8 protein-coding genes are annotated in these 12,116 nt (G+C 53.1%); 3 read left to right on the top strand and 5 right to left on the bottom strand.

All coding sequences use genetic code 11. The features are described 5' to 3' along the window. Positions 1 to 282: 282 nt before the first annotated feature. Positions 283 to 3,615: a hypothetical protein gene (locus tag FJ147_23295; protein ID MBM4258814.1), complete on the top strand. Its 3,333-nt coding sequence runs from the start codon at positions 283 to 285 to the stop codon at positions 3,613 to 3,615. A 104-nt stretch (positions 3,616 to 3,719) separates the two neighbouring features. On the opposite strand, the gene FJ147_23290 is transcribed toward FJ147_23295, so the two are convergent. Together FJ147_23290 and FJ147_23285 are read right to left on the bottom strand one after the other, a co-directional pair. Beyond that, positions 3,720 to 6,569 (bottom strand): hsp70 family protein, encoded by a 2,850-nt coding sequence (locus tag FJ147_23290; protein ID MBM4258813.1) that lies wholly within the window; start codon positions 6,567 to 6,569, stop codon positions 3,720 to 3,722. Positions 6,570 to 7,061: 492 nt separating this feature from the next. Beyond that, positions 7,062 to 7,292, bottom strand: a complete 231-nt coding sequence (locus FJ147_23285; protein MBM4258812.1) for a hypothetical protein — start codon at positions 7,290 to 7,292, stop codon at positions 7,062 to 7,064. Between the two features lie 81 nt (positions 7,293 to 7,373). Here FJ147_23285 and FJ147_23280 point away from each other — a divergent pair, with 81 nt between their 5' ends. Together FJ147_23280 and FJ147_23275 are read left to right on the top strand one after the other, a co-directional pair. Beyond that, positions 7,374 to 7,907 (top strand): hypothetical protein, encoded by a 534-nt coding sequence (locus tag FJ147_23280; GenBank protein MBM4258811.1) that lies wholly within the window; start codon positions 7,374 to 7,376, stop codon positions 7,905 to 7,907. Positions 7,908 to 9,105: 1,198 nt separating this feature from the next. Next, on the top strand, positions 9,106 to 10,005 hold the full coding sequence (locus FJ147_23275) for a hypothetical protein (GenBank protein MBM4258810.1): 900 nt from the start codon (positions 9,106 to 9,108) through the stop codon (positions 10,003 to 10,005). Positions 10,006 to 10,121: 116 nt separating this feature from the next. Here FJ147_23275 and FJ147_23270 read toward each other — a convergent pair whose 3' ends face one another. Genes FJ147_23270 through FJ147_23260 form a run of 3 tightly spaced genes read right to left on the bottom strand, consistent with a single transcriptional unit; the run spans position 10,122 to position 11,990 of the window. Next, a complete protein-coding gene (locus tag FJ147_23270; protein MBM4258809.1) occupies positions 10,122 to 10,826 on the bottom strand; it encodes a Uma2 family endonuclease in 705 nt (234 codons plus the stop codon). A 44-nt stretch (positions 10,827 to 10,870) separates the two neighbouring features. Further along, positions 10,871 to 11,338, bottom strand: coding sequence for a hypothetical protein (locus FJ147_23265; GenBank protein ID MBM4258808.1), 468 nt, complete (start codon positions 11,336 to 11,338; stop codon positions 10,871 to 10,873). A 46-nt stretch (positions 11,339 to 11,384) separates the two neighbouring features. Next, positions 11,385 to 11,990 (bottom strand): DUF2238 domain-containing protein, encoded by a 606-nt coding sequence (locus FJ147_23260; GenBank protein MBM4258807.1) that lies wholly within the window; start codon positions 11,988 to 11,990, stop codon positions 11,385 to 11,387. Positions 11,991 to 12,116: the final 126 nt, after the last annotated feature.

Genomic DNA, 12,116 nt, shown 5'->3' with positions numbered 1-12,116 from the left:
TGAAAGCTCAAGAACTGGGCCAGACCCTGTATGCCGTGCGGGAGAGTTTGTTTAGTCATTACCTTCGCGCTGAACTACAAAACCCTCATGTCACGGCTTGTTAAGGTCCAAAGCGTAAGTCCTGCTATAGTCTCTTTGTGCAGTGGGAGGCAAAGGTTTTCAACTGGCCTAGAGCTTTTTCAGGTTTCGCTTGCTTGTAACTTGAGACTGAAACCTCTATAGCAGCTTGACGAACGTCTGGCTAATCGCAGCCACGGTCACTGGTGCAGAAGGAGAGACTGCATGGTCTTTAGGTACTTTCGCTTGCGCATGTATGCGCTGTTGTCAGGGATTATCGTGTTGTGTACAGCCTGCCTCGCTCCAGGAAAAGCACCGCGCTCTGCGTTTGCACCGGGAAAAAATATCGAGCCCCACCGCGAGCTGTATGGCAATTTACCCCTGAGTTTTGAAGCGAACCATGGCCAGACTGACCCACAGGTCTCGTTTCTTTCTCACGGCCCCGGATACGCCCTGTTTCTCACTGCAACCGAAGCTGTGCTGACGCTAAATGCCAATTCCCCTGTCTCGCCAGCCTCGCCGACCGTTGTTCGCATGCAGGTGTTGGGAGCAAACCTCACGCCACAGGTCGTCGGCACTGAGCAATTGGCAGGCACGGTCAACTATCTGCGGGGCAACGACCCGACGTTATGGCGAACCAACATCCCAACCTACGGCAAGGTTCACTATCACAACGTGTATTCTGGCATTGATTTAGTGTACTACGGCAAACAACGGCAGCTTGAATATGATTTCATTGTCACCCCTGGGGCTGTCCCTGCAGCCATCCGCCTGAGCTTCACTGACAAAATAGGACAACCGTTACAACAAACGCTGGATAACCAGGGCAACCTCCTTCTGCACACGGCGGTCGGAGATGTCCAGGTACACAAACCATTTATCTACCAAGAAGATAACGGCGTACGAACAGAAGTCGCAGGTAGCTACACCCTGCAAGGTTCAACCGTAGGGTTTCAGGTCGCTTCGTACGATACGAGCAAACCGCTCGTCATCGATCCGAAGCTGATTGTCTATTCGACCTTCCTTGGCGGTGATCGTGGAGATTCCGCCTTTGCGATGGCGCTGGATAGCGCCCGCAACGTCTATCTCGCGGGGCAGACCCTCTCTGCCAACTTCCCGCTCTCAACGGACGTTGTTGATCCAACGGTGGACCCCACGAACGGCGATGCCTTTGTGACGAAGCTGAACGATACCGGGACCAAGATACTCTATCCCACCTATCTCGGCGGGGCAGGTGCTGATGTTGCCAAAGCCATCGCAGTTGATGATATCGGCAACGCTTACATCGCTGGAGAAACATTGGCAACAGAGCCCCTCACACTCGATTTCCCGACTACCCCTAACGCTGTCCAACCAACACCAGGAGGCGGCATCTCAGATGCCTTCGTCGCGAAGCTGGATAGTACCGGCAGCACGTTACTGTACTCGACGTACCTTGGCGGCGCTGCGTACGATCGCGCCAATGGCATTGCCATCGACGGCACTGGTAGTGCGTACGTCGCGGGACACACGCCGTCAGACCTTTCTGTCCTTTCTGTCCCAGGCTCAGGAACATACAAACAGTTCGGATCTGGTCCACTCGCACCAAGCAATCCCGCAGCGCTTCCGCATGATGCGTTTGTCATCAAACTCACTGCTGACGGCAGTCAACGCCGATACACTGCGGTCTTTTCTGCCAGAGCCTACGAAGAAGCGACTGCTATTGCGGTCAATAACGTCGGAGTAGCTTATGTTGTCGGGGCTACGTCTTCACGGGATTTTCCGACGACGTCGAATGCGCTACGTACTCGCGGCGTGGATGGGGACAGCAACGCGTTTGTCACCAAGCTCGATGCGACAGGAACCCAATTACGATACTCTACTGAACTCGGCAGTGTTGAAGGCACGATTCTTGACCCGCAGGGAGAAATAGCGCTAGCTGTAGCCATTGACAATGCGGATAATGCGGTCGTCACGGGCGTCACACGCGCGCCAGGCTTTCCGACTTCCGATGCAGCCTTGGTATCACAACTTGATGGAGTACAAGACGGTTTTCTGACTGTCCTGGATGTAAACGCTCCGATCCCCGAAGACGATGAAGAGCTCACTCCGCTGTATTCTACCTATCTGGGCCTAAATAATGCATTGCGAGTAAGTGGCTTAGTCGTTGAGAGCCTGGCCGCTCCCGGTCCTGCCCGTGCTGTCTTGCAAAATCTCTTGGTCTACCTGGTGGGAACTATAGGACCTGCAGAGAGTCCCTCGCTCCCTTCGCGCTGCGCCGTGCAACCAGTCTACGGAGGCGGCCTCTCCGATGCATTTCTGTTGAAAATGGAGGTCAATTTTAAGAAGCCGGACGAGGATGGAGTGGTAGTACCAAATGATTCTGGCATTGGCTACTCAACCTATCTTGGTGGTAGCGAACGAGATGAGGCCCACGGGCTTGCAGTCGATAGTGACGGCAATATGTACATTGCTGGATTTACCCGCTCTGCCTCGTTCCCTACCGCGCCGGGTAGTTTTCAGACAGATCTCAAAGGCGAAGAAGATGCATTCGTCACCAAGATCGACACGCTCTCAAACGCGCCTTGTACAGATTTACGCTTAACGATGACTGATAGCCCCGATCCAGTTCCCGTCGGCGGGACGATTACGTACTCACTCGCAGTTTCTAATTTTGGACCTGACCTCGCAACCAATGTCATCGTCACCAACACACTTCCAGATGGTGTCACTGTAACGAAGGTCACCCCGTCAGTTGGCCAGTGTAGCGGAACCAGCACGATTGTCTGTGATCTTGGTACGATCCCATCGACAAAAACTGAGCAGATCACCATCGTTGGCGTAGCGAAGTCTGCTGGCAACCTGATCAACCGCGCCACAGTCACGGCGTCGAGTCCTGAGGTAGATGAGAATAACAATACTGTGGCAGCAAGTACGACGGTTGTCAGTGGCAACCTGGTGACCGTTACTCTGCATCACGAGGCCAATACAAGCGGCCAGGTTATAAGCAAGCCAGAGGGTATTAGTTGCCCACCAGATTGTAGCGAAGCGTTCCCGCCGGGAACGCCGGTGATCCTTACTGCCACACCTGGAACGACAACGTCCACGTTTCGTGGCTGGGGCGGTGCCTGTGCAGAGGCTAAAACGTCATCGTTTTGTAAATTTACCGTCAGTGGTGCACTCACGGTAGAGGCGAATTTCGCGTTGGCGAACGGTCTCGCCGGAGAATGGGTCAGTGCAACCCAGACTTGTCAAGCAAAAGGAAAGCAGAAACCGCCGCGTTGCCAGGTGAGTGGAACACTGAAAGTGATCAATACAGGAACAGACCGTGCAGCGAAGTTCATCATTCGTTTTTTCTTTGCTGACAGCCCCACGCTCAACGCCGGCTATGTCATACTCAAAGAGAAAAAGATGTCTGGGCTGAACGCAAAGAGTGAGCAGCTTTTCAATGTGGATTTACGGTTACCCTCAGGCGTGAGCAGCAGTGGCAGATTCATTGTCGCGTTTATTGATGCGAACGCCCAAGTGGCAGAAGGCGATGAGGCCGACAATCGTGTGGTCTTTGGGCCGTTGCCCTGAAGAAGAACGAATGGGCGAACGGGCGAGGGGGCGACAGAGAGAATGAATCATCAGTAGTGGGGTGGTCGCGGGTTCTCCCATTCGCTGGTTCGCCCATTGGTTTCCTATCGTCGCGCGTCAGCACCTCCCTCGGTCTCTTCGTTCCGTATCCGTAACCCCACAGGCAGTGATTCATCAAGAATCTGCGCCTGCTCCTTCGTTTCAAGCGGCACAACCTCAAGCACTTGTTTGGCCCAGCGTTCCCCTGACGGGAGCGACGCAAGTTTACTCGCGACTTGTTGTCGTATCTCTTCATCGAGGTCGCGGTTCCGGTCTCCTGTACAGCGCGTCAGTTGTACCACAGCAAAACCGAGCGCTTCAGGATTTCGCCACTCACTACGCAAGATTTGCCCAACCCAGCGCTCGGCCACTTCACGTCGCACCACACAGTTCGCCGGTCCATGAATCAGTGCCCGAGCCCCAATCCGGGCGAACGCCCACACTTCTGGCTCTGAGGCTTTTCCTTTTTCGATGGTACGAAAGAGTTCTTCGCCCAAGTCAGCTTTGGCATCTGGCAGTAATCGCTCACAACTGGCTACGACTTGCCACATCTCGCGCAGTTCCTGTGGTCCCACCTTTGAGCGACCAGCCTTGATCCGATTCTTCAACTTGGGGAGCAACCACGGTGCGATATCGTTATAGAGCACCTGTTGTTGTTGACGACTGAGGCCACTCGCGACTCGCTTCCACAAACTCCACCATTCTGCCCGGCACTGAATGGCATTGTTGTGTACCGGTCCATGTGGATAGAGCTTCCACAGTTGTTGCAAACGCCACTCATCAGTTGTATGGCCAAAACCAGGACGCAAACAGAAGCCAATCAGATTCAGCCATCGGGCCTCATACTCTGGGCTCCGCGCGCGCGCTTTTTCACACTCCCACAAGACGTCCCACAAGCGGCGGATCGCACTCAGTGGCCAGCGATCTTTATTGGTCCCCAAGACCTGCTCAAGTTTCCGCGTGAGGTTCTGAACCGTGACGCCTTCAGTACTAGCGCTCGTGCCAGCAGTAAGCACCGCTCGAATGAGTTGCATGGCCTCTGCCTGAAGCGCCTCATCGATCACATGCTCTTCACTGACAGTTCCTGTCGTCGGCACCGGAGCGACAGTTCCTTCACCACGTAATTGAAACTGGAGTCGCCACCGGTGATTAGTTTGTTGCGCCTCACACCACAATTCCAAGGTACCAATCTCGGTAAACCGAGCAGATACCTGTACAGGGATTTTCACCATGCCAGCCTTCTTACCGAAACGGAGTACAGTCCGAATTGCCGGCAGCGTAGAAACCTCTTCGGCGGAAAGTGTCAGTAGCTGCCCCGGTTGATCAGACATTCGCGTACTCGATGCATACAGCGGAAAACTCACAGGTTGGTTGGCGACAACTTCAAATTCTGGCTCACTGAGGTGCACTTCCTCGCCCTCTTCCATGCCGTGGCGCACCAGGCAGAGGGCTTTCACAGCATCGTGCGGTTCGGCTGCGGTCTGTGTCTGCATATCCACACCGATATAGTAGGCACGTGCACTACCACCACCTATGCGTACCCCTTGCCCACGCCGCACCAAGCCATAATACGCAGCGCCGTACGCAACCGCGAGATCAAGGCTTGTACTCGTCAGCACCGTCGGTCGCCAGTTTTCGTTCGCCGCAGCGAACCACCGCGAGACGATATCAACAATGCGTTCACGAATGACATGCGGTGTCAGCGCCCCACCATTGAACAAAATTGCGTCTGGTCGGCCTGTTGTTTGGGCATGTTGATGAAGAAAGAAGGCCAGATGGCGTGGAATTTCCGCTTCGGTCGCATACGGAAGACCAAACTCTTGCAGTCCCACACGTGCACTCCGTCGCGGGAAATTATCGACGTTAACCACTGGGAAAAACCCCTCAACGATCGTACGTTCAAGCTCATCACGATTGAGTGCGTCACTAAGAGTGCCGCCAACCACAGCGCTACCACGTCCAGCGAGGGTGATAGGTACACTCTGACGATTCGGGTCAGCAAATAAATCTTCTTTCGCCACGCGACAGAGATGCGTGAGCGTGCTCCAGCGTTGAGCATCGAGGCGGCCACCCTTCGCCATCCGAGCCTCGACCTGGCGCGCCAAAGCAATGTCCATGTTGTCGCCACCGAGAAGTAAGTGATCACCAACGGTCACACGTTCAAGCTGCAATTGGGTTTTCCCTTCGGTGACCGCAATCAAACTAAAATCGGTGGTTCCGCCACCGATGTCGCAAACGAGGATCGTATTCCCTGCCCGTAGTTGCCCTTGCCAGGAATCGGTGTGCTTCGCTAGCCAGGCATAGAAGGCAGCCTGTGGTTCTTCTAGCAGCGTGACACGTGTCAACCCGGCTTGCTCAGCAGCCTGCACTGTGAGTTCGCGGGCCACTTCGTCAAATGACGCTGGAACTGTCAAAATGACTTGCTGGGTCTCCAGGGCAAACTGTTTGCCCATGCGCTGATTCCACGCTTCACGGATATGCTGCAGATAGCGAGCAGAAGCTGCGACAGGAGAGAGTTTACTGACTTCCGGTGGTCCACCCCACGGAAGAATCGCCGCGTTGCGTTCGACTCCGGCGTGAGATAACCACGATTTTGCCGAGGACACTAAACGTCCAGGAATACGCGCACCTTGCACTCTGGCAAACTGACCGACGGCGTAATCTCGCTCGTGATCCCACGGCAAGACCAGACTTCCTGCTGGCAAGTCGCGTGGTCCAGGGAGGTAGAGAAACGACGGCAACATCGGCAGTGGTGCCGCAACTGCCTCATTCACTAATTGTGTGACGGGGAAATGCTGTACAGCACGGGATCGCGTCGTATCAACATAGGCCACCGCACAGTTAGTCGTACCAAGATCGATACCGATCAGATAGCGAGAAGCGGCTTCAACAGAAGGCAAATCATCGTGTTCCATCAAACGGTCACCACCCTAGAGCAGTCGAACTTTTACCAGCTCTGAGCGTATCGCAAGCGTTGTCAGAGGACAAAGGGAGGGACGTAATTCAATAGAGAGCGCTAGCTGCCCTCTTCCAGTGACCTTGCCGTCACGTCTCCGACCAGGACAGGCACGATTCGCATCTAAGGCACTTGCTGTTACCGCATAGTTCAGTCGCAGGGAGAGTCAAATATGCTGCTATACATCTCCGGGTGCAGGAACAGAGATGTAGACTATTGGTTATTTCTCTTTTATTTCGACCTGTCTTTCAATGCGCTGAGATTCTCCTAGCGTTGTTTTGCCAAAAACTTGGATAATCACTATTCCCGGTGTGTCAAACCGCAGAGGAATTTGGCGAGTAACCTGCCTCTGAATTAGGGGACACGGTCCGAAACTAAGCGGGGTGCGATTATATGGGTGAATTTCTGCTCTCAAGACGGAAACTTTGACACGAGTTTCCCCAGGTTTGCTTCACCCTCCGTGGAGAGCACTAACCTGGACAACCAACACTTGCGTTACTGACGGCGGCTTCCTATTGAGGAATTCTGTCAAGACAGGGGAATCGACATCCACAGCGACGACTTCCGCCAGATGTTTCATTGAGCAGCCCATCGAACTCCAGCAGAGAAGCCCAACTACCAAACAAACGACAACGGAGGGAATTAACACACGATCTTCTTTCTTAGATGCGACCTGTGACATAAAGCAGCCTCTAAGCGTATCGGTATCCATTTGTAACAATATTCCTTGCTCACCCGCGCTAAATTTAGGAATTCTATCTTAATGAAAAAGTTAATCGCCACAATCCATCTTTGGCTTCAGGAAGATTTGAAAAAGGGAGAAACTATGAATCGTATCTTGTTAACGATACTCATCGCTGTAAGTTTGGGGATCTGGAGCATGCTATTACAAGGTCAAGCTCAGGTCCCTGTTCCTCTTTCGGAGGAAGAACTCGCACGCCGCGCCGATGTGATGAGACGTCATGAGAAAGAGTTAAGGCAAAACCCCGATGTTTTAGGTCTGCTCCCGACCGAGGACAGAATTACCATTGTGACCGATCGCCCCCAAGGAATGCCAAAAGAGATTGAAGGGGTTCCCGTCACAACAATTCCACCACCTCCCACACTGTCTCCCCCTCCCGGCGCCATTGTCCTAAAGCCCAACGGAGTGCGAGAAGAGCTCAAAGCGGGGCAACCTTGTCCAGAGGGGGTTCAGGGAAGAGACAAAATATCGCTGGCGATTTTGCGTGAACCTGGCTCAACCCCAACCGATTCCCAGTGCGATCATGACTCCACCAATCGCTGGAGTTCCCGTTGAAGAAGCGGAAAAGATATTCGAACGCAACTCAGCGAGGATTCGACAAATCCCCGGAGTCACAGGCCTGAGCTTAGGTGGAAACGGCATTGAAATCGAAACCGATCAGCCAGCATTGGTGCCAAACTCAATAGAAGGACTCCCTGTAAAAGTTGTCCCCCCACAAATATATAAGCCACTCACCCATACAGGCAACTTCCCACTGCCCTCATTAGAGGCTCATAAGGATAGGTTTTTTATCCAAGCCACAATTGGTGCGGATTTCCCCTCGTGAGGATCCGCGTGTTCGTCATGCCCGCGCAGGCGGGCATCCAGAAGCTTCACCCCTGAACAATTGCGTATTCCCCTGGATTCCCGCATTCGCGGGAATGACGTCTCGTCTTTTCTCAGCGTAAAAACCTACCCCTAAAAGCTCATTAGAGGGTGGTGTGAAGATAGCAAATGTATTTCTCTACGGCTCACCTCCAACTCCCCAAGTCTCTACTGGAACGATGGCTGGAGTGGTACTGTCGGATGGGAAACCATGGGGAGTAAGTGTCACGCACCTCTTAGCGCGGTGCGTGGCCGCACCACCGTGCCAGGTATGTGATGCGCCGAATGCTTGTACTCCTACAGGAACTCCAGCAGCGAAGTTAAATCAGTGTCCGCACTATCAAGGAGAGGTTATACGCGAAACACCGCAGAACCCCACATCTACCAACACCAGTTCACCATCAACTGTAAACGCCGGTCGTTTTCCGCAGAGAGCCACCAGATCAAATAACTGCTCAAATGCCTCATCGCTCAAAAGAGCAGAAGGGCGAGTTTGTTGAGAAGAAGAAAAGACCGGAGACGTTTGTAGCATAGTCCAAAATGTTCTCACTCAACCTTGTTGACGATTTGACCATAAGAGTCGACATTTCTATGGTCAAGGCGACCTACATGGTGTCTCTACTCTTTGATTGCTTTCTCTATAGTATTTTTTCATCAGACTATACACAAACTCCCGCACGTGGTGTTAGTAAATTTTCGACTTGACACTTGCAGGGGGGGGGGTAAGTGTAAGCGCAGCGAGTAGGAAAACTTCTGTAGGTCTAGAGAGCCCTGTAAGATCACCAAAGGAGGGAGTATAGAGAAATCATAAATAGAGAGCCGCAGTTCAGAAAGGGGTATTTTCCACAGTTTGACAAAGTAACACATAGTGAACAATAAAGGAGGACCTGTGAAAAAGGCACTTGCTGTTACCGCATTCTTAGGAACCTCACTGTTGCTTGCTTACACCGTCGCGCAGCAAGCGACACCGAAAGGAGAACCGCTACAGAAGTTTCACTTGGCCACACCGGGAGTGCCCATTGCTGGAATTCCCCATGATGAAGCGCTCAAAATCCTTTATCGACACGTTCATGAACTATACAAGATCAAAGGGGTAGTTTCTGTCAGTTTTACTGCTGAAGGATTAGTAGTCGAAACCTTCAACTCAGAACTGCTCCCTCCTTCGGTCGAAGGCCTCCCAATCTTTCCGATTCCACCAATCGCCAAGAATGCAGCAGCGGGTCTTCTGGAGCCACTTCCAGCTACTCCGCCCGACCCTGTGCCTCCGGAGGAGCCGCCACAAGTGGCATCAAGCCCAGAACCACCTGACGAACCATGTCCCCCAGGGACGCACCGAGAAGCGCCGCATAGTCGCTGCCGCTTCGATAATCCACCACCGGAAGTGATAGAGGACTCGGGTCCCAGTGACTTGCTCCCTCCTCCGCCGGGAGTCATCGTTTTACGACCAGGGAAAGTCCGAGAGCAAGCGGACTCCTGTCCGGAGAATTTCCAAGAGGTCAAAGTGTACAATAACTGGCGCTTCTGTGTCGACCCACTTCGTCCCGAGCCCATTCCTCCGCTGATGGCACCCCCTATTGCAGGGATTCCATTTGAGGAAGCCCAAGCCATTCACCTCCGTCACGTAGACGAACTCAGCAAGCTTCCAGGTATAGATGCTGTGGGACTCGGTGCCCATGGGATTAACGTCTACACCTACAATCCGGCAGTCGTTCCCAAAGCCGTCGAGGGGTTGCCTATCATTGTGAAGCCTCCGATTGGGCCTGTTTTCTTGCGCGCGCACGGATTATAGCCAGCTAAATTAGACCAAAGACCGTTCGTACACGTGACGCTGAGACGTTGCGACTCTGTCACCCTGAGTGAGACGAAGGGTGACAGGCTGAGCATACCAATCTTTCGTGGAATGATTTAGCCGCCCTCTTCCAGCGACCTTGCTGCTGGCGGGTCGGCCCACTCTTGCAGTTCAGTGAGTGGGATACCGTAGCGAAGTAAAGACTGAGTCAATATCGAGCCTTCAAGTCGCAAAGGAATCGTCCGAAGTGCAATCCCGTGATGTGGGCTCAGAACTGTATGTGAGGTGACTCGATAGGTACGAGTTTCCGTATCAAGCTCGTATCCGGTAGCAAGAGGCAAGCGTATGAGGTCAGGCATGGTAATAAGCCAGAGTTCTCCGACCCCGGCTTGTGCATAGCGAGGCCCCTTTATTGTATGGTCATGCTGTGTTGTTGAGAGTCCGACTTCGATCGCAACCAGCGGAGTGACAACAGGTGAGGTCTCCATATATCGCAGTTCCCGATCGTAAACCGCGATGTCTGGCACGATCGGGTTTTCGTTCGCACTGAGCCGAATGTTCCGTTCTTGATAGACCCAATATCGTCGCGGGCTTTCACGCTGGGCTTGGTCAATCAGCGCATTGGTGACACCTTGCACGATCCCGTTGTGCGCCCCTCCCGGCACCAGCACCAGCACCAGTTCACCGTCGACCGTAAACGCTGGTCGTTTGCCACAGAGTGCAACAAGGTCATACAAGTGCTCAAACGCCTCGTCACTCAAAAGCGCAGAAGGGCGAGTTTCCTGAGAAGAGGGAAATGAAGGAGACAGGGATTGTGGCATAAGCAAAAATGTCTTTACTCAGCCTTCAGCTAGAAAGCCTTCCCTTAATACCGCAGCGACGGCCTTACGGGAAACGCAAGAGTGACCTTATCGATCACAACTTTCTTGTTCTTGAGTTCGATTTGTAACTGCGTCTGAATTTGTGGTGGGTCAGAAAGGAACAGCGGCAAACTCACAGTTGCCCCTTTTACATACTGAATCGTGTGCAGCCAGTCTTCGATCCGCACGTTAAGGTGAACGCGGTCGGGGGCTACCCATTGGTATCCCAGAGGAGCCTGAGTGAGAGATTGGGCATTGCGATTGAGCTGCTCCTGGAGATCTTCCACCAGATCCACATACTCTTGATACTCCTCTTGTGAGAGTGATTGGGGATCACTCGGCAACCCTACAGAACGTTGCGAAGATTGCCCTTCCTCGGCCAAGGCTATCGATACGAAAAAAAGGCTGACTGCGATAAAACTCCCTATGATTGTGCTGACGATCCGAACCATAGGTAACGTATTCGCTTTCATGGCGAGACCTCCGTTCGGGGATGTTGTGCCGATAAATCGTACCACTCTACGGCAGTCGCGCAAGCTGCTGATCGTGGATGCGACGAAAAAGCAGTTGTGCCACGATCGCCCCAATCAACGCGAGGAACATATCCCATTGGGTATCCCACGGATCGCCCTGGGTGCCAAGAAATGCCGTCGCTGCTTCTCCGGTCATCACTGCCGTCCACCATTCGATAAATTCATATGTGGCGCTGAACGCGAGACAGACACAGCACACAAGAAAGAACAGCCATTTCCCTGGCACAAGCGGTGAGCATCGCAAGAGAATTTTACGTGCAATCATGGCAGGAATAAATCCCTGGGCAAAGTGACCAATGCGATCATAGTGATTGCGCGCAAAGCCGAAGAGGTCTTTCATCCAGTAGCCAAGCGGTACTTCTGCGTAAGTGTAATGGCCACCGAGCATCAGAATGAGTGCGTGGACGAAGATCAAACGGTGAACGAGCGGCGTAAAAGGGAAACGGGTAAATGTCGCAAATAGCAGCGGTACGCCAATCAGGATGGGCGCAACTTCCAGCACCCAGGTGAAGCGGTCGTGCGGCTGAATGCCGGACCAGATAAGCAGAATCGTACCAACAACGAGCAGAACGATGAGTTCGCTATTCTTCACTGGTGCTACGCACGTTGAATTCGAGCTTCCACCGGTGGTTTTTATTAAGAAGCAACCAACAAGGGAAGCAGTAAAATGGGAATTAACACATATTCACGCGGCTTCACGCAGCCGTCGCTCGTCGAC

It is taken from the genome of Deltaproteobacteria bacterium, assembly GCA_016874775.1.
Classification (GTDB): domain Bacteria; phylum Desulfobacterota; class Binatia; order Bin18; family Bin18; genus VGTJ01.
This window is presented reverse-complemented; position numbering and strand designations above follow the sequence as displayed.

Bases quoted from the DNA above. Each gene is read 5' to 3' on its own strand.
- FJ147_23295 (MBM4258814.1), top strand. From the start codon at position 283: ATGGTCTTTAGGTACTTTCGCTTGCGCATGTATGCGCTGTTGTCAGGG.
- FJ147_23290 (MBM4258813.1), bottom strand. From the start codon at position 6,569: ATGGAACACGATGATTTGCCTTCTGTTGAAGCCGCTTCTCGCTATCTG.
- FJ147_23285 (MBM4258812.1), bottom strand. From the start codon at position 7,292: ATGTCACAGGTCGCATCTAAGAAAGAAGATCGTGTGTTAATTCCCTCC.
- FJ147_23280 (MBM4258811.1), top strand. From the start codon at position 7,374: ATGAAAAAGTTAATCGCCACAATCCATCTTTGGCTTCAGGAAGATTTG.
- FJ147_23270 (MBM4258809.1), bottom strand. From the start codon at position 10,826: ATGCCACAATCCCTGTCTCCTTCATTTCCCTCTTCTCAGGAAACTCGC.
- FJ147_23265 (MBM4258808.1), bottom strand. From the start codon at position 11,338: ATGAAAGCGAATACGTTACCTATGGTTCGGATCGTCAGCACAATCATA.